Annotated in this window: 13 protein-coding genes; 5 read left to right on the top strand and 8 right to left on the bottom strand. The window is 60.3% G+C overall.

The window, feature by feature from the left end; all coding sequences use genetic code 11:
• Position 1: 1 nt before the first annotated feature.
• Both GKQ23_RS10275 and dsbG read left to right on the top strand, forming a co-directional pair.
• Positions 2-724 carry a DsbA family protein gene (locus GKQ23_RS10275; RefSeq protein WP_056234353.1) on the top strand — a complete coding sequence of 241 codons (723 nt, stop codon included), beginning with the start codon at positions 2-4 and terminating at the stop codon, positions 722-724.
• Between the two features lie 46 nt (positions 725-770).
• Positions 771-1,523: a thiol:disulfide interchange protein DsbG gene (gene dsbG / locus GKQ23_RS10270; protein WP_212410801.1), complete on the top strand. Its 753-nt coding sequence runs from the start codon at positions 771-773 to the stop codon at positions 1,521-1,523.
• Between the two features lie 81 nt (positions 1,524-1,604).
• Here the strand turns inward: dsbG and GKQ23_RS10265 are convergent, their stop codons facing one another.
• Both GKQ23_RS10265 and GKQ23_RS10260 read right to left on the bottom strand, forming a co-directional pair.
• On the bottom strand, positions 1,605-2,594 hold the full coding sequence (locus tag GKQ23_RS10265) for an FAD:protein FMN transferase (protein ID WP_212410799.1): 990 nt from the start codon (positions 2,592-2,594) through the stop codon (positions 1,605-1,607).
• Between the two features lie 176 nt (positions 2,595-2,770).
• Positions 2,771-5,560: a flavocytochrome c gene (locus GKQ23_RS10260; protein ID WP_056234345.1), complete on the bottom strand. Its 2,790-nt coding sequence runs from the start codon at positions 5,558-5,560 to the stop codon at positions 2,771-2,773.
• A 566-nt stretch (positions 5,561-6,126) separates the two neighbouring features.
• Between GKQ23_RS10260 and GKQ23_RS10255 the strand changes: the two genes are divergently transcribed.
• Complete coding sequence (locus GKQ23_RS10255; protein WP_212410797.1) at positions 6,127-7,632, top strand: DASS family sodium-coupled anion symporter; 1,506 nt, start codon at positions 6,127-6,129, stop codon at positions 7,630-7,632.
• 155 nt (positions 7,633-7,787) lie between these two features.
• Positions 7,788-9,434 carry a class I fumarate hydratase FumA gene (gene fumA, locus GKQ23_RS10250; protein WP_056234341.1) on the top strand — a complete coding sequence of 549 codons (1,647 nt, stop codon included), beginning with the start codon at positions 7,788-7,790 and terminating at the stop codon, positions 9,432-9,434.
• A 5-nt stretch (positions 9,435-9,439) separates the two neighbouring features.
• On the opposite strand, the gene GKQ23_RS10245 is transcribed toward fumA, so the two are convergent.
• The 4 genes from GKQ23_RS10245 to GKQ23_RS10230 all read right to left on the bottom strand — a co-directional run bounded on the left by GKQ23_RS10245 (position 9,440) and on the right by GKQ23_RS10230 (position 13,063).
• Positions 9,440-10,507 carry an iron-containing alcohol dehydrogenase family protein gene (locus tag GKQ23_RS10245; RefSeq protein WP_212410795.1) on the bottom strand — a complete coding sequence of 356 codons (1,068 nt, stop codon included), beginning with the start codon at positions 10,505-10,507 and terminating at the stop codon, positions 9,440-9,442.
• A gap of 102 nt (positions 10,508-10,609) precedes the next feature.
• Positions 10,610-11,278, bottom strand: coding sequence for a methionine ABC transporter permease (locus tag GKQ23_RS10240; protein ID WP_212410793.1), 669 nt, complete (start codon positions 11,276-11,278; stop codon positions 10,610-10,612).
• Entirely contained in the window at positions 11,271-12,284 is a 1,014-nt protein-coding gene (locus GKQ23_RS10235; protein WP_212411735.1) for a methionine ABC transporter ATP-binding protein, read from the bottom strand. The genes GKQ23_RS10240 and GKQ23_RS10235 overlap by 8 nt, the downstream gene beginning before the upstream one ends.
• An 8-nt stretch (positions 12,285-12,292) precedes the next feature.
• Positions 12,293-13,063, bottom strand: a complete 771-nt coding sequence (locus tag GKQ23_RS10230) for a MetQ/NlpA family ABC transporter substrate-binding protein (protein WP_212411733.1) — start codon at positions 13,061-13,063, stop codon at positions 12,293-12,295.
• A 282-nt stretch (positions 13,064-13,345) separates the two neighbouring features.
• On the opposite strand from GKQ23_RS10230, the gene GKQ23_RS10225 reads away from it, so the two are divergent.
• Positions 13,346-14,527 carry an aminotransferase class I/II-fold pyridoxal phosphate-dependent enzyme gene (locus GKQ23_RS10225; RefSeq protein ID WP_212410791.1) on the top strand — a complete coding sequence of 394 codons (1,182 nt, stop codon included), beginning with the start codon at positions 13,346-13,348 and terminating at the stop codon, positions 14,525-14,527.
• A 202-nt stretch (positions 14,528-14,729) separates the two neighbouring features.
• On the opposite strand, the gene GKQ23_RS10220 is transcribed toward GKQ23_RS10225, so the two are convergent.
• Together GKQ23_RS10220 and GKQ23_RS10215 are read right to left on the bottom strand one after the other, a co-directional pair.
• The gene (locus tag GKQ23_RS10220; RefSeq protein WP_212410789.1) at positions 14,730-15,938 is read right to left on the bottom strand and encodes a sugar transporter; all 1,209 of its coding nucleotides are present in this window, start codon (positions 15,936-15,938) and stop codon (positions 14,730-14,732) included.
• 298 nt (positions 15,939-16,236) lie between these two features.
• Positions 16,237-17,382: a phytanoyl-CoA dioxygenase family protein gene (locus tag GKQ23_RS10215; protein ID WP_212410787.1), complete on the bottom strand. Its 1,146-nt coding sequence runs from the start codon at positions 17,380-17,382 to the stop codon at positions 16,237-16,239.
• Positions 17,383-17,428 lie beyond the last annotated feature (46 nt).

The raw sequence follows: 17,428 nt of genomic DNA, 5'->3' as shown, positions 1-17,428 counted from the left end.
GATGAAAAAACTTATCCTTGCCACGCTGCTTTTCTCCGCCTCACTGCAGGCGGCGGCCCCCTTCACCGCGGAACAGGAAGCGCGTATTCAGGCGCTGGTGCAGGAAACCCTGCTCGCCAACCCGCAAATTCTGGCGCAGGTGGCGGAAAAACTGAATCAGCAGAACACGGCAGCCAGTGATGCACAGTTCCGCAAAACGCTGCAGGAGAACCATGACGCCCTGTATAACGATGCCAACTCACCGCGCATCGGCGCAAAAAAAGCCGACCTGACGCTGGTGGTGTTCAGCGACTATAACTGCCCGTACTGCAAAAAATTCGATCCCTACATGGAAAAGATCGTGGAGAAGTACCCCAACGTCGCCGTGGTGATCAAGTTCCTGCCTTACCGCTCGGAAAGTTCGCTGACCTCAGCACGCGATGCGCTGACGCTGTGGAAACAGCAGCCCGATCAGTTCCTTAAGTTTAACAAGGTGCTGATGTCTAAGGTCGGCTACCACGATGACGCCAGCATCGCTGCGGCGAAGAAGAAAGCCGGTGTCAGCCTGACCAAAGCCGATGAGCAGAGCAGGCAGACCGTTGAACAGAGCCTGGCGCTGGCCGAAAAGCTGGGCATTCAGGGCACACCGGCCACGCTGATTGGCGATCAGATGCTTTCCGGCTGGGTGCCATATGAGCAGTTTGAAGCGATGGTTGGCGAAGCGCTGAAGAACGCGAAATCATAATCTTAGCGGCAGGCGTTAGGCGCCTGCCGGGCAAACGGAGTGAATTATGCCTTACCGGTATCTGACTTTGCTCACGGCTCTGCCGCTGATGGCCGGGGCCAGCGAAACGCTGCCCCCGGCCGTGCAGCACATTGAGAAACAGGGCATCACCATTATTAAAGAGATCAAAACACCGGGCGGGCTGCGCAGCTGGCTCGGTGAGTATCAGGGGACCGGGGTGAATATCTGGCTGACGCCGGACGGTCAGCACGCCATTTCCGGTTATCTGTACGATGCCGAGGGTAGTAACCTCAGTGAGCAGGTGATTACCCGTGAGCTGTACGTGCCTCAGGGGCGTGAACTGTGGAAAAAACTCAGCGCAACGGCGGGGATCCGCGAAGGTAACCCGGCGGCAAAACGCCAGGTGGTGGTATTTGCCGACCCGTTCTGCCCGTACTGTAAACAGTTCTGGGCCGCCGCCCAGCCGTGGCTGAAATCCGGCAAGGTACAGCTGAATACGCTGCTGGTGGCGGTGATGAATCCGCAAAGCGGCCCCCACGCTACCGCGATCCTGAACGCCGCCGATCCGGCTAAGGCATGGAGCGACTATGAGCTTTCCAACGGTAAAACGCTGCCACCGTTCCCGGAACAGACGCCGAAGGCGATTTTCAACGCCCTGCAGTATCACCAGCGGCTGATGGATGAAACCGGCGCTAACGCTACCCCGGCTATCTACTATATGAATGATAAGCAGGAGCTGCAGCAGGTGGTCGGTATGCCGACGGAACAGCAGCTGCAGGCGATGTTTGGCGAGAAGTGATTGCTGAAAAACCGGCACTCTCAGTACGCTGAAACAGAACGTTTGCTTAGCGGTCCTGCGGCTTAAGGATTATATCAGCGGTTATAGCGAAACAGAGAAGCACTCTGCGTCCAGCAGGGTGAAGCTGAACTGACGCTGCGACGAGCAGATCACCTGCCGATCGCGGGTAACGAAAATGGCCTCAATTTCCGGCTGATCTTTAAGACATCTCAGACCCTGCTCCACGCCCATGCCATACAGCAGCGTGGTCCAGATATCGCCGTCGATCGACTGGTCTGAGATTACCGTCACACTGAGCAGTTCGTTATCCAGCGGATAACCGTTTTGCGGGTCAAGGATATGGTGATAGCGGCGGCCATTCAGCTCAAAATAGCGTTCATAAACACCCGAGGTCACCACCGATTTTCCGCTGACCGAGACTACACCGATCGGTTCGCCTTCGCCGCCATACGGCCGCCTCAGGCCAATCCCCCACGGCTGCCCGGCACTGTTGCCCAGCGTCTGCACGTTGCCGCCCAGATTGATCAGCGCATCCACCACGCCCTGCTGGCGCAGATAATCACGCACCACGTCGGCGATATAGCCTTTGGCAATTGCGCCGAGGTCGATTTCCATCCCGGCCTGCGGCAGAAACACCGAGCGGGCGGCCGGATCAAGCACCACCTGACGGGCATCCGTCAGCTTCAGCAGCGCGGTAACGTCGGCCTGCGGCGGCACGCTGTTGCCCTGAAAGCCGATTTTCCAGCGCTTGACCAGCGGGCCGATGGCGAAGTTAAAGGCGCTGCCGGGCAGCACGCTGACCTGATGTGCCCGCGCGATCAGGTTGAACACCGGCTGACTGACCTGCACCGGGTGCTGACCGGCCGCCAGATTGACCGCCATCACCTGGGACAGCGCGGTGCGGTCCGCAGCGGTGTCCGGCAGCGGACGGTTAACGGTCAGCAGGTTCTCCTGCTGTTTAATCAGCCGAAAAACGTTGCGGGCCAGCGGCTCGTCCGGCTGCGGCAGCTTCAGCAGGATCGGCGACCCCATCATGACAGCCCGGTAGGCGTAGAATCCCGGTTGTGACATTGTCACGTCTCCAGTAAAAAAGGCAGGGAGTTCTCCCTGCCTGTATGCGGCGTTAGCGTCAGGATAATATGCTGTGCACATTCCTTCAGACAAGCGCACGGGTTGCACCGGTTTACTTCATGCCGCCAGCCCCGCTCACACGCCAGACTCACTAAGCAGGGTTAGCAACTCAGCAACTAAGCCTGCGCCCCCTGCCTGGCAAACGCCGCCGCGTTCCGCCCGGAGAGGATACCGAAGATAATAATATCCGCCACCGCGTTTCCGCCGATGCGGTTAGCGCCGTGAATGCCGCCGACCACTTCACCGGCGGCCCAGGCCCCCGGGATCACCTGCTGCTGTGCATCCAGCACCGCGGTATCGGTATTAATGGTCACGCCGCCCATGGTGTGGTGCACGCCGGGGGCGATGCGGATGGCGTGGTACGGGCCCTGATCCAGCGGGTGGCGCAGCGCGGTAGTACGGCCAAAGTCTGCATCGTTCTGCAGCTCAACAAAGCCGTTATAGCGTTCCAGCGTGCTCTGCAGGCTGGCCTTGTCCATATTCAGCTTCACCGCCAGCTCGTGCGGCGTTGGCGCGGAGATCACAAACCCTTTGGCGATATACTCATCGGCGGCCTTATTGTTGCGCCGCACCTGGTCGTCAAAGACGATCCACGCGCTCTTCTCCGGCAGGGCGATAATCTCAGCCGATACCTTATCGCGGGTCTCCATTTCGTTACAGAAGCGCTGACCGGCCTGGCTGACCAGGATCGCTCCGCCGCCGCGAATCGCCTCAGAAACGAGGTAAGAGGTGGTCTGCTCAACGGTCGGGTGGATCTGAATTTCGCCCATATCCACGGTGCCGGCGCCAATCTTCTGCAGCATGGCAATGCCGCTGCCGGTCGCCCCTTTATGGTTGGTGGTAACAAAACCGTCCAGCTCTGGCCGGTACTTCACCACCATCTCACGGTTGGCGCTGAAGCCGCCGGTGGCGACAATCACGCTTTTAGCATTCAGGATGCGGCTGTCGTTATATTCGTCCACCACCTTCACGCCGCAGACCGCGCCGTTCTCGGTCAGGATCTCCTCGACCGAGGTCTCCAGCAGCACCTCGATATTGCGCTGGTTAACGTTCTTCACCAGGCCGCTAATCAGGAAGCCGCCGACCGCCGAACGGTCCGCCGGGCGGTGGGTGCGGTCAATGCTCATGCCGCCGGTAATGGTAATATCGTTCAGCTCGATGCCGTTGCCCGCCAGCCACTCAATGGCCTCCGGCGCCAGGTTGACGAACTCGCGCAGCAGCTGCGGGTTGTTTTTAAACTTGCCGCCCTTCAGCGTCTCGTCATAAAACAGCTCTTTGCTGTCCTCAATACCTTTCAGCTTCTGGAAGCGGGTTTCTGCCGCGTTCATGCCCACCGAGGCTTTAATGGTGTTACCGCCGATGGTCGGCATCTTCTCGATAATCACCACGTGCGCCCCGGCGTCGCTGGCCTGAATCGCCGCCGCCAGCCCGCCGCCGCCGCTGCCGATCACCACCACATCGTAGTTCTGCGGCGCCTGCGGGTTACCGCCCTCTTCAATCACGTGCTCTTTGCTGGAGGTGGTCATCGCGCGGGAAACGGCTTTTTTCAGCGCCTCGCTCTGGGTGGTCGCCCCGGTAATCGCATCGACGTGCGGGCTGTTGGCCACCAGCATACGGTTACGCAGGCTCTCGAAGGTGCTGGTAAAATCGACGTCCAGCGAGTCGTCCGGCACCAGGGTAATATCGGTGATACGGTCAGTATCCAGCGTGACGTTGATTTTCAGCTTCAGCGCTTCGGCTTCCACCTTCTCCTGATAGACGCCGGCCTTGTATTTACGGCCACCGACGCTGACGTCGCGGATCATCGCATCGACCAGCGAGAAGCGCCACAGCGGTTCGGGAATGTTCAGCTCTTCACGGCGGGTGCTGTCGATAAACAGCTCCAGATGGTCGTTATTGATAATCCGGTCGGCCCAGTCCGGGTAGGCGATACAGGCTTTACCGATCGCCACCAGATCGTAACCGTGTTCCAGCGCACTTTCGGCATCAGCCTTGTTGATCACCCCGCCCACGCCGATCACCGGCACCTGCGCCAGCCGCGCCGAGCGCTCGGCCAGGTAACGGGTGATCAGCGGCGTAGGGTCATCGCGATCGACAATCGACGGGCGCAGCAGCTGGCCGACCGAGAAGTGCACGTAGTCCAGCCCCTTTTCAGCCAGCTTATCCAGCAGGAACAGGGTGTCGTCGAAGCGGATGCCCGGCACCTCGATCTCTTCCGGCGAGAAGCGGTAGCCGATAATAAAGTCGGCGTCGGCAAAGCGTTGCGCCATTTTATGGGTGATATCCAGCACCGCCAGCGGGAAACGTGCGCGGTTATCGCGGCTGCCGCCCCACTGGTCGTCACGCTGGTTGGAGTTCGGCGAGAAGAACTGCTGGATCAGGTAGGTATTAGCGCCGTGGATCTCCACGCCGTCGAAGCCGGCCTTAATGGCGCGGTTTACCGCATCACCAAATTTGGTGATCATCACTTCGACCTCTTCACCGCTCAGCGCGGCGGGCACGGTGGCCCCGGCACGCGGCGCGGCAATGGCGCTCGGTGCCACCGGCGTGCGGCCGCCGATCAGCTCCGGCTCGACCATGCGGCCGCCGTGGTAAATCTGCAGAATCGCCTTCGAGCCGCGCGACTGGATCGCCTCGGCGATACGCGCCAGGCCAGGAATTTTGTTATCGCTGTCGATGGCGATGGCGCCGGGGAACGCCGGCCCTTTGGCATCGATAAAACAGCACTCGACGATCACCGTGCCGATGCTGCCGGCGCGGTCGCGATAGTAGTCAACCAGTTCGCGGGTCACCGAGCCATCGTGAAAGCCGGTACAGGTGGTCATCGGTGCCATCAGCAGGCGATTTTTCAGCACGGCACCGTTAGGAAGTGTGAGTGGGTTCAGGACTGGGGTGAGCGTACTCATGAGGTGAACTCCAAATTAAACGTTTTGAATTCTTTTGCAAGCGCCAACTTTTTCAAGTGGTCAGACAACATGGAATTAATATACCCGTTTACATGGCTTAATTGCTATTAATTTAGTAATTCGCTGCGTTAAAAAACGGACGTTATTTAATTGAAGAAGGAAGGTGATCGCCAGACACTGATTGTTAACCAGGCATTGACAAAAATCAACTTTTCATTTACAAGATAAATAACCCCTTCGTGATCATAACGTTAAATTCATGCACTGGACTTGTCGTGCAGGGCGACTACAGTTAAGTGGGTCAAAATCTCACTGTAAGAAAATCCTTACTATTTAAATGATGACGATTTAACGCAAATAAAAGCTCAGCCCGATTTTTATTGATCCAGATCAAACTTCTTATTTACGGAAGTCGCATCATATTCACATAAAGCCAATATCGTCAGATGTGCTAAGACACAAACGATAACCCAGGCAGATGCTCAGGTTAAGTAACCGGACGATTACAAAAAGCACCTGTCATGCCGGGGCGCAAAACGATTCTTCTCAACGTGCAGATAAAAACTATGAAAACAACAGTGATAAATGACCCGCGCAAGGCGCAAGCCTCACCGGGCGCAAAGAAACACCTGCTGATGCTGTTCCTTCCGGTACTGGTCGCGGTACTGCTGCTGCTGGTGCCGGTCCCCGCCGGGCTGGAACCCTATGCCTGGCACTTTTTCGCCATCTTCGTTGGGGTGATTGTCGGGCTGATCTTTGAACCGCTGCCCGGCGCGGTGATCGGCCTGACCGGGGTGGTGATTATCGCCCTGTTCAGCCAGTGGCTGCTGTTCAGCCCGGCCGAGCTGGCCGATCCGAAGTTCAAAACCGCCACCCAGGCGTTTAAGTGGGCGGTGAGCGGCTTCGGTAACTCGACGGTGTGGCTGATCTTCGGTGCCTTTATGTTCGCCGCCGGCTACGATAAAACCCAGTTTGGCCGCCGTCTGGCGCTGATTCTGGTGAAATATCTCGGCCGCCGCAGCCTGACGCTCGGTTACGCGATTACCTTTGCCGACCTGCTGCTGGCCCCGTTCACCCCGTCGAACACCGCGCGCAGCGGCGGCACCATCTACCCGATTATCGCCAACCTGCCGCCGCTGTACGGTTCCAAACCGAACGACCCGAGCGCCCGTAAAATTGGTTCTTACCTGATGTGGGTAGCGATCACCGCCGCCTGTATCACCAGCTCGATGTTCCTCTCGGCGCTGGCCCCGAACCTGCTGGCGCTGGCGCTGGTGAAAAGCGTGGTCGGCTTTGATATCTCCTGGGGCATGTGGTTCCTCGCCTTCCTGCCGCTGGGCCTGCTGCTGCTGCTGACCATGCCGCTGCTGGCTTACTGGCTCTACCCGCCGGAAGTGAAGTTCAACGACGAAGTGCCACGCTGGGCGGTCAGCGAGCTGGAAAAACTCGGCCGCCTGAGCCGCAACGAGATCCTGCTGCTGGTGTTTGTGGTATCGGCGCTGCTGATGTGGATCTTCGCTACCGCGTGGATTGAACCGGCGATGGCCGCGCTGCTGGTAGTGGTGCTGATGCTGTGGACCGGCGTGCTGAGCTGGAACGACATTACCAGCAACAAACCGGCCTGGAACACCTTCGCCTGGTTCGCCACCCTGGTGGCGCTGGCGGATGGCCTGGCCCGCGTTGGCTTTATCGCCTGGCTGGGCAAAGAGGGCGGCGAGCTGCTGCAGGGCTATGACCCGCAGGTCTCCGCGGTGGTGCTGATGATCGCCTTCTACCTGCTGCACTACCTGTTCGCCAGCACCACCGCGCATACCACCGCGCTGCTGCCGGCGATGCTGACCATCGCCGCCGCCATCCCGGGCATCAATATGCCGGTGTTCTGCCTGATGATGTGTACCTCACTGGGCGTGATGGGCATTATCACCCCGTACGGCACCGGCCCGAGCCCGATTTACTACGGCAGCGGCTATCTGCCAACCAAAGACTACTGGCGTCTGGGCACCATCTTCGGCCTGCTGTTCCTGGTGCTGCTGATGCTGATTGGCTACCCGTGGATGGTGTTGATGTTCTGATTCGTCCAATCGGAGATGAAGATGTTGCGTTAGTGTTATATCATCCTTTCCCGCCGCCCCTCCCGTGGGGCGGCACCATAAAAATAAACTGCATTTCCATTTAGCCTGAACCGCAGCGGACTCCGTGCGGCTGCGGCTGATTAAGTGAGCAAACCATGTCAAACAAAGCGTTTTACTATCAAAACCCGTTTCCCCTCGCGAAAGAAAAAACCGAATACTATCTGCTGAGCAAAGAGCACGTCTCAGTCGCCGAGTTTGACGGCCAGCCGGTGCTGAAGGTCGAACCACAGGCGCTGACCCTGCTGGCGCAGCAGGCGTTCCACGATGCCTCGTTTATGCTGCGCGCCTCCCATCAGCGCCAGGTCGCCGCGGTGCTGGCCGACCCGGAAGCCAGCGAAAATGATAAGTACGTGGCGCTGCAGTTCCTGCGTAACTCCGAAATTGCCGCCAAAGGCGTGCTGCCCACCTGCCAGGACACCGGCACCGCGATTATCCTCGGCAAGAAAGGCCAGCGGGTGTGGACCGGCGGCGGCGACGAAGCGGCGCTGTCACAGGGGGTGTATAACACCTACCAGACCGATAACCTGCGCTACTCGCAAAATGCCGCGCTGGATATGTACAAAGAAGTGAATACCGGCACCAACCTGCCGGCGCAGATCGACCTCTACAGCGTCGATGGCGAAGAGTACAAATTCCTCTGTATGGCCAAAGGCGGCGGCTCGGCCAATAAAACCTACCTGTATCAGGAAACCAAAGCGCTGCTCAGCCCCGGTAAACTGCTGGCGTACCTGACCGAGAAGATGCGCAGCCTCGGCACCGCCGCCTGCCCGCCCTATCATATCGCCTTTGTGATTGGCGGCACTTCCGCCGACAGCACGCTGAAAACGGTGAAGCTGGCCGCCACCCACTACTACGACGAACTGCCGACCGAAGGTAACGAACACGGCCAGGCGTTCCGCGACACGGAGCTGGAGCAGCAGCTGCTGCTGGCCGCGCAGCAGCTCGGCCTCGGCGCACAGTTCGGCGGCAAGTACTTTGCCCACGATATCCGCGTGGTGCGTCTGCCGCGCCACGGTGCCTCCTGCCCGGTGGGCATGGCGGTCTCCTGCTCGGCCGACCGTAATATCAAGGCGAAAATTAACCGCGACGGCATCTGGATCGAGAAGCTGGAAGAGAATCCGGGGCAGTATATCCCGCTGGAGCTGCGCCAGCAGGGCGAAGGCGACGTGGTGCAGGTAGACCTTAACCGGCCGATGAGCGATATCCTGGCGGAGCTGACGAAGCACCCGGTCTCCACCCGCCTGTCGCTGAGCGGCACCATTATCGTGGCGCGCGATATTGCCCACGCTAAGCTGCAGGAGCGCATCGACAGCGGTGAAGGCCTGCCGCAGTACGTCAAGGATCACCCGATCTACTACGCCGGCCCGGCCAAAACTCCGGAAGGCTACGCATCAGGCTCCCTCGGCCCGACCACCGCTGGCCGCATGGACTCCTACGTCGACCAGCTGCAGGCCAACGGCGGCAGCATGATTATGCTGGCCAAGGGCAACCGCAGTAAGCAGGTCACCGACGCCTGCCACAAACACGGCGGCTTCTACCTCGGCAGCATCGGCGGCCCGGCGGCGGTGCTGGCGCAGCAGAGCATCAAGAGCCTGGAGTGCGTGGAGTACCCGGAGCTGGGTATGGAAGCGATCTGGAAAATCGAGGTGGAGAACTTCCCGGCGTTTATTCTGGTGGATGATAAGGGCAATGACTTCTTCCAGCAGATTAACGACAGCGCCTGCGGGAAGTGCGTGCGCTAGGTTTTTCAGGCCACCACCGTACTCGCCAGCGCCCGGTACAGCTTCTCCTCCGTCACAGTGAAGGGTAAATGGACGGCGCTGGCAGGCGGGACGTGAATATCGCGGGCAATCTGCCGCAGAATTGCCTGCGGCTCAGGCCCCAGCGCGGTCAGGCTCAGCGGGCTGTTAAAGCGCTGCAGCAGTTGCAGTAACTGCGGGTCGGCCACGCCATCATACTCCAGCAGCGACTGGATCAGCAGGCTGTAGCCGACCACTTCACCGTGCAGCAGACCGTGCAGCTGCGGCTGATGGGTCAGCCGGTTGTGGATTTCGTGCGCCACCCCCGCCGTCGGCAGCGCATCCTGAATGCTGTTCGCCAGCCCGGCCAGCACAATACTGGCTTCGATGGTTTTTTCCAGCGCCAGGCTAACCCGCTGCTGTGACACCGCCGCCACCCCCTCTTCCCCCCAGCGCAACAGCGCGTCCCGCGCCTGAGCGGCAGCCGCGACCTTAAGCTCCAGCCCCAGCCGGTGCGGGTTCTGCCGCAGGTAAGGGGCAAATTCATACCACTTAGCCAGCGCGTCGACGATCCCCGACTCAAGATAGCGCACCCCGGCGCGGGCGATCACCTCGCTGTCGGCCAGCGCCAGCAGCGGCAGCTTTTCCAGCAGCACGCTTTTCTGATGGCCGCCGTGCGGATGGTAAATCACCGCATAGGGCGACCAGGCCGCGCAGGTGGCAGCCTGGGTGGCGAAGCAGAATACCGCCACGCCGGGCAACGCGGCAGCGGCCGCTTTGCCGCAGTCCAGCACCCGGCCACCGCCGATCGCCAGAATACCCTGCGCCCCCTGCGCCAGCGTGCGCTGCTGCAGCCCGGCAATGGCGCCGTCGCTGCACTCGCCGTCAAGATAGTCAAGTTGCCAGCTTATCCCGGCGCGTTCCAGGCTGTGGCTCAGCGCCGGATCCACCGCCTGCCAGGCACGCGGTGAGGTCAGGATACGCAGCGTGGTGGCATGCGGGCGGATCAGTTCGCCGGTGCGGGCGGTCAGTCCCGCTTCCAGCAGCCACGCCTGTGGCGAAAGAACAGAGAGCATAGGTTTTTCCTGTGGGTTTCAGAGTGAGCAGGACGCGCTGACAAACGCAGGCGGCTGCCATGTCGTCACGTCCGGCAGCAACTGGCCGATGGATCAGGGCCGCTATTCACGGCGGATGCGCCGCGCCAGGCGGCTGCCCGCGGTCTGGATCAGCTGCACGATAACGATCAGCACCAGCGCGGTGAACAGCGTGGCAAAGGCGTCAAAACGCTGATACCCGTAGGTGATGGCCAGATCGCCAATCCCGCCGCCGCCGACGGTGCCGGCCATCGCCGTTGCGCCAAGCAGGCCGATGGTGGCGGTGGTCAGCGCCAGCGCCAGCGACGCCGCCGCTTCCGGCAGCATAAAGTGCCAGATGGTCTGCAGCACCGTGGCGCCCATCGCATCCGCCGCTTCGAGAATGCCGTCATCCACCTCCAGCAGCGAGTTCTCCACCAGCCGCGCAATATAGGGTGCGATAAACACCACCAGCGGCACGATCGCCCCGGCCGTCCCGATGGTGGTGCCGACCAGCATGCGGGTCACCGGCAGAATGGCGATCAGCAGAATAATAAACGGCAGCGAACGCACGACGTTAATCAGCGGGTTAAGCACCCGGTGAACGCTGCGCAAGGGTGCGATGCCGCCGGGGCGGCACACCACCAGCAGAATGCCCAGCGGCACGCCGAGCAGAGAACCCAGCCCCAGCGAGACGCCAATCATCAGCAGCGTATCGTGCAGCGCCAGCAGAAACTGCTCGCCGGTTACGGCGGTATTAAAGAACTCAAACATGGCTGATTGTCACTCCTGAAGCGCGCAGATCCCCGGTTGCACGGGCGACGGCCTGCGCATCCCCGTCTATCTGCACAATCATAAAACCGAGCAGGGTCTGCTGCACGTCGGCCATACTGGCAAACAGGATATTCACCTCAATGGCGTGATCGCGGATAATGCGGTTAATCACCGGCTGCTGTGCGCTGGCTCCGGCAAACTCCAGCCGCAAGGCCGGCTTCTGCGGCGTCTGTTGCAGATAGTCCAGCACCTGCTGCGGCAGACGATCGTGCAGCACCGACTGCACAAAACTGGCCGAAACCGGGTGCTGTGGCCGGGCAAACAGATCGAGGACCGATCCCTGCTCCACCACCCGCCCCTGCTGCATCACCGCCACTTTGTGGCACAGCGTCTGGATCACCGACATCTCATGGGTAATCAGCACGATGGTAATGCCGTAACGCAGGTTGATCTCGCGCAGCAGCAGCAGGATTTGCCGGGTGGTGTGCGGATCGAGCGCCGACGTGGCTTCGTCACACAGCAGCACCGACGGATTAGTGGCCAGCGCGCGGGCGATGCCCACCCGCTGTTTCTGCCCGCCGGAGAGTTCGTTCGGGTAGCTATGCGCTTTATCACTCAGGCCGACAAACGCCAGCAGCTCCGTCACCCGCGCCGCAATGGTGGCCTTATCACGCCCCAGCAGGATCAGCGGCAGCGCGACATTGTGAAATACCGTGCGCGAATTCAGCAGATTAAAATTCTGGAAAATCATGCCGATCTCTTTTTTCACCGCCCGCAGCCGCTGCGCCCTGATGCCGCCCAGCGATTCACCGTTAATCACTACTTCGCCACCGTCCGGCTGCTCCAGCCGGTTAATCAGCCGCAGCAGGGTACTTTTACCCGCGCCGCTGTAACCGACAATGCCGAAAATATCGCCTTTATCAACCTGCAGCGTCACCGCATCCAGCGCCTGGATGCGCCGGCCTTTGCGGGTAAAGGATTTACTCACCTTATTGAAGGCGATCATCGCCGCACTCATTTCAGATAATCGGGCAGCAGATACCCCTGATATTGTGGCGATGACTGAATATAGGATTTAAATTCCGCCGAGTGATAACCGGCAATAATATCCCTGGCAAACGCCGCCTGTTTATTTTTCCCGGCCACCGTCACCACATTAATAAAATTACTGCTGGCGTCTTCCAGCTTCAGCGCCGAGTTCAGCTTAATGCCGCTGGAGACGGCAAAATTACCCTGAATCAGGCCGTAGTCGACATCCGGCAGCGAACGCACCTGCTGGGCATTGTCGATCTCTTTCAGCACGATCTTATACGGGTTCTCACTGATATTGCGCTGCGAGAAAGTGGCAGGGTCGCTGTCTGCGCTGAGTTTAATCCAGCCGAGGCTTTGCAGCACCAGCGCGGCACGGTACTCGTTAGAGGCCTGATTCGGAACGGAAACGGTGGTGCCCGGCGCGGGCGGCGTGGCCAGAGTTTTCAGCTTACCGCCGTACAGCCCCATCGGAGGCGTCGGCACCTGCACGATGCCGGTATTGTCGATACCGAGACGCTCATTAACCGACTTCAGGTACACCGGGTGCTGCATAATGTTGGCATCAATGCTGCCCCGCGCCACCGCGTCGTTGACCTGAATACCGTCGCTGAAATCTTTATATTCTATCTGATACCCCTGCTTAATTAACCACGGGGCCACGCCTTTCTCGAACTGCTCTTTATACGGGCCGGGGTTAAAGCCGACACGGATCAGCTTACTCTCTGCCGCCTGTGCGATATTCACCCCGGCCATGCTGGTCAGCAGGGTCAGTACCGCCGCTGAAATAAGGTTCTTTTTCATTATGATTTTTCCGTTGTGTTTTAGCTATTTCGGATTAAACCACATCATTTTTCGGGTTGTAAGCGTCTGCGCCGGGTTTCATTTTGCTTTTTTATCACATCGATAATTGCCGCTGGCATATTCAGAAACCGGCAGCCGTTAGCGGATATTATTCTTAAGCGCGGCAGGCAATCGCTGCCCGGACGGCGCAGCGCTGTGAGATAGTAGATTAAAATAAACAGACAGAGAAACATCATGGCCGACTTTGCTGCCTCCCCGCTGGTTAACGCGCTGGAGGAGAATATTTTTAGCATCCTGGAAAAACTGGCCGCCGGTATCAGCAGCCCCACGCTGCCGCTGATTGACCTCTCCAGCGGCAGCCCGCGTCAGCCCACGCCGCCGGAAGTGGTCGACCGCCTGCAAAGCGCGGTGCTCGACGAAGCGAACCATCAGTATCCGTCGTTCTGGGGCAAGCCGCAGCTGCGCCAGGCCATCGCCCGTTTTTACCAGCGGCACTACGGCGTGGAACTGGACCCGGACCGTGAAGTGGCGGTGTTTCAGGGCTCGCATATCGGCGTCAGCGGGATTCCGCGCGCGCTGCTGCAACCGGGACAGTACCTGATCTCCACCGATCCCTGCTACCCGATCTACCGCTCGGCAGCGCTTCAGGCACAGGCGCAGTTTTACGGTATCCCGCTGGAAGCCGGGCGGCAGTTTCTGCCCGACTTCAGCGCGGTTCCGCAGGAGGTTGCACGTCAGGCCGGACTGTTAGCGCTGAACTATCCGCACAACCCGACCGGGGCGATGGCCACTCCTGAGCTGTTTGATGACGCGCTGGCGTTTGCCGAACGCTATCAGCTGCCGGTGTTGCATGACTTCGCCTATGCGGCGATTGGCCGTGAACCGGCGGATGCCCCGGTCAGCCTGCTGACACGCCCCGGTGCCAGAGCGCGGGCGGTGGAAACCTATACCCTGTCGAAAACCTTTATGATGGCGGGCTGGCGGGTGGGCTTTGCGGTGGGGAACGCCTCGATCATCGCCGCCTTTAAAAAGCTGCACAGCCACAGCTACAGCACGGTATTTGGCGCGGTGCAGGATGCGGCGATCGCCGCGCTGGCGCTGCCTGCCTCACGTATTGCACAGGGGGTGGCGGTGTACCACCAGCGCCGTCAGCGGGTGCTGGCGCGGCTGGCGGCGATCGGCTGGCCGGTACCGCCCGATCAGGGCAGCTTTTTCCTCTGGCTGCCGGTGCCCGCCGGCTTTCGCGCCCAACAGTTTACCGAGTGGCTGCTGCACAAGGCGCATATCCTGGTGGCGCCCGGCAGCGGCTTCGGCCCCGGCGGCGAAGGCTATATCCGCATCAGCCTGACCACCGACGATCGGGCGCTGGAAGAGGCGCTGACGCGTATTGCGCAGCTGAAATTGTTTGCTGGCTAAGCCGCCGGACTGGTCCTGTTACACTCCTGGCTTCTCCCCCCGCACAGCCGCCGGAGAAAGCGGAAGCGCAGCGGTGGCCCGTCTGGATGCTGTCCAAAACCCCTGACGGGATAAACGGCAGGCGATGAGCGCAAGATCGGTGGTGCCGGGAAAGAGGCGACGGCCCGCGGAAAAGCGGGCCGCCATGATAACAACGAAGGGATTAATGCAGGCTGACCTGCTCGCCGCCAGCGGGGGCAGTCGTCGGCCATTTGCGGAACGCCAGCACGGCGATGGTCAGCGCCATCACGCCAAACGCGGCACCGGCGTAGCCCACCGAATTCAGCGACAGGTTCATACTGACCGACTTGCCCAGCAGCGCGCCAAGCCCGATGCCGATATTAAAGATGCCTGAGAACATCGCCATACCGATATCGGTGGCCTCGGGTGCCAGGGTCAGCACCTTCAGCTGCATACCCATGCCGATAATCATAAACGACATGCCCCACAGCATGCTCAGCGCCACCAGCCCGTAAGCGCTGTGCGCCACCGTCATCATCGCGGTCAGGCACAGGGTCAGGGTGGCAATCGCCGTAATCATCAGGCCGGACAGGCGTTTTTCCGCATAGCGGCTGAAGATCACGCTGCCGGCAATGCCCGCCAGGCCAAACAGCAGCAGCAGCAGGGTGGCAAAGTTATGGCTCAGCCCGGCGATCTCCTGCACAAACGGCTCGATATAGGTGAAGGCGATAAAGTGCGCCGTTACCACCACCACCGCCAGCAGATAGAGGCTGAGCAGCGCCGGGTTACGCAGCAGGCCCGGCAGGCTTTTCACCGAACCGCTCTGCTCCGAGGTTACTTTTGGCATAATCTTCACCAGCACCGCCAGCAGCAGCATCGCCGCCACGCCAATCGCCAGGAAGGTAAAGCGCCAGCCAAAGCTCTGGCCGATGATGCGCCCCAGCGGCAGGCCCAGTACGGAAGCCAGCGCGGTCGCGGTCGCCAGCAGGCCGAGCGCCTGAGCGCGCTTGCCCGCCGGGGCCAGGCGGATTGCCAGCGAGGCGGTAATCGCCCAGAACAGCGCGTGGGCCAGCGCCACCCCGGCGCGGCTCACCAGCAGCACGTTAAAGTTCCACGCCACAAACGACAGCGCATGGCTGGCAGAAAACAGGACGAACAGGCAGAGCAGCAGCACCCGCCTGTCGACCTTACTGGTCATCAGCATCAGCGGCAGCGACATCAGGGCGACGATCCACGCATAGATGGTCATCATCACCCCGGCCTGGGCACTCTCCATGCCAAAGCTGGCGCCGATGTCTGACAGCAGACCGACCGGGATATATTCGGTGGTGTTGAAGATAAATGCCGCAACGGCCAGCGCCAGTACGCGCAGCCACGCGACTTTGCGTGACACGAGAGTAACGTCAGACATGATGGACTCCGCCAGAAAAAGAGGACAAGTAAACAGCGTGCTTATGATAGAGCCGCTGCCGCCCCGCCTTCAAGCGAAATGTGATCAACATCCCATTTTTTACACAAACTGCTTGCACTGATAAATACAGCTAATCCAGTTAATTAGAAACCTTTATCCCAAAAGGGATTGACGCCGTTATCACGCTGGAATATCTGCACGAAATACGTGACCGGGCAAGGTCAGGAAAAACGGTGGCGATAGCATGTAAACCGCCACGTCGTTTATCCGTTCCCGCTGCTGTAATAAGAGCGGGCGCTTACGCCCTTCTCTTCGCCGTCTGCGCATCCAGCGCCTGGTTAAACTGCGCCGCGCTCCAGCCCGCGTTCAGCGCTTCAGCCACCAGCTGCTGCTGGGTCTGCGGCACCAGTCCACCGAGCGGCGGATCGGTATCCAGATTGGTCGGGAACGAGTAGCCGCGCGCCGCCACCGCAATCAGCGCCTGACGCTGCGGCTCGTTCAGCGGTGAATCCAGCAGCTGCGGGTAGACCTGTTTCAGAATACGCTCATGGTTCACCTCCTCCATCGGCACGCCAAACGCCGACGACACCTGCAGCAGGTTGGCGGTGCGCACCTGATCGGCGGTGCTGTTATTACCGGCAGCGTGGAACAGCGCCGGGTTGAAGAACAGGCCATCGCCTTTTTCCAGCGGCAGCTGGATATAGTTTTCAGCAAAGTACGCTGCAAAATCCGGCTGGCGGTAGGCAATGTAGCCCAGTTCGTACTGATGTGACCACGGCAGCAGCCTGGTCGGGCCGGAGGCCAGCGGCATATCGCTGTGCGCCACCGCGCCCTGCAGGGTCATATACTGCGAGAGGATCTGCGCCGGGATCGGAAACTCAGCGGCAAAGGCGCTCTGCTGGAAGCCAAGGTGATAGTCGCGGTGCGCCTGCTGCGCCTCGCCGCCCGGCCGCACCTGGTTGACCTGCGAGGTCATGCGCCAGGCCGGGCCAAGCCACGCGTGGCAGATAAGCCCCAGCGTCGGGTTGGCGTAGTACTCACTGAATACCGCCGCATCGGTTTCCGCCAGCTTCTGCAGCGCGTTCCAGATGCGGCCGTTATTACCGGCTTTGGAGAAGTGATCGGCCTGAACCTTCGACTTCGCCTCCTCCGCCATAATCAGCTCAAACACCGCCGAGGCGCGATCGACCACCGCCGTGTCGGCATACAGCCCTTTCACCACCAGCACGCCCGGCCCGTATGACAGCGCCTGATGCAGCTCGCTGAGTACCGCGTGGCGGTCGCGGGCCGCCGCCGCGTCCAGCGCATCGCGCTGATAAATCAGTACCTCAGAGACCACCTCGCTGGCCAGCGGATAGTCAGCGGGGTTGACCCGCTGTTCGCAAAACGTTTTGAAGTCGGCAAGGGACGTCTGGTTCTCACTGGTAAAGTATTGCGCTGTCATGGTGACCTCATTATTCGGCAGTTTGCAGGGCGATGTGCCTTGTCTG

Source organism: Erwinia sp. E602 (genome assembly GCF_018141005.1).
Taxonomy (GTDB): domain Bacteria; phylum Pseudomonadota; class Gammaproteobacteria; order Enterobacterales; family Enterobacteriaceae; genus Erwinia.
The sequence above is the reverse complement of the archived record's forward strand: the minus strand, read 5'-3'. Positions and strand labels throughout refer to the sequence as shown.

Bases quoted from the DNA above. Each gene is read 5' to 3' on its own strand.
- GKQ23_RS10275 (WP_056234353.1), top strand. From the start codon at position 2: ATGAAAAAACTTATCCTTGCCACGCTGCTTTTCTCCGCCTCACTGCAG.
- dsbG (WP_212410801.1), top strand. From the start codon at position 771: ATGCCTTACCGGTATCTGACTTTGCTCACGGCTCTGCCGCTGATGGCC.
- GKQ23_RS10265 (WP_212410799.1), bottom strand. From the start codon at position 2,594: ATGTCACAACCGGGATTCTACGCCTACCGGGCTGTCATGATGGGGTCG.
- GKQ23_RS10260 (WP_056234345.1), bottom strand. From the start codon at position 5,560: ATGAGTACGCTCACCCCAGTCCTGAACCCACTCACACTTCCTAACGGT.
- GKQ23_RS10255 (WP_212410797.1), top strand. From the start codon at position 6,127: ATGAAAACAACAGTGATAAATGACCCGCGCAAGGCGCAAGCCTCACCG.
- fumA (WP_056234341.1), top strand. From the start codon at position 7,788: ATGTCAAACAAAGCGTTTTACTATCAAAACCCGTTTCCCCTCGCGAAA.
- GKQ23_RS10245 (WP_212410795.1), bottom strand. From the start codon at position 10,507: ATGCTCTCTGTTCTTTCGCCACAGGCGTGGCTGCTGGAAGCGGGACTG.
- GKQ23_RS10240 (WP_212410793.1), bottom strand. From the start codon at position 11,278: ATGTTTGAGTTCTTTAATACCGCCGTAACCGGCGAGCAGTTTCTGCTG.
- GKQ23_RS10235 (WP_212411735.1), bottom strand. From the start codon at position 12,284: ATGATCGCCTTCAATAAGGTGAGTAAATCCTTTACCCGCAAAGGCCGG.
- GKQ23_RS10230 (WP_212411733.1), bottom strand. From the start codon at position 13,063: ATGGCCGGGGTGAATATCGCACAGGCGGCAGAGAGTAAGCTGATCCGT.
- GKQ23_RS10225 (WP_212410791.1), top strand. From the start codon at position 13,346: ATGGCCGACTTTGCTGCCTCCCCGCTGGTTAACGCGCTGGAGGAGAAT.
- GKQ23_RS10220 (WP_212410789.1), bottom strand. From the start codon at position 15,938: ATGTCTGACGTTACTCTCGTGTCACGCAAAGTCGCGTGGCTGCGCGTA.
- GKQ23_RS10215 (WP_212410787.1), bottom strand. From the start codon at position 17,382: ATGACAGCGCAATACTTTACCAGTGAGAACCAGACGTCCCTTGCCGAC.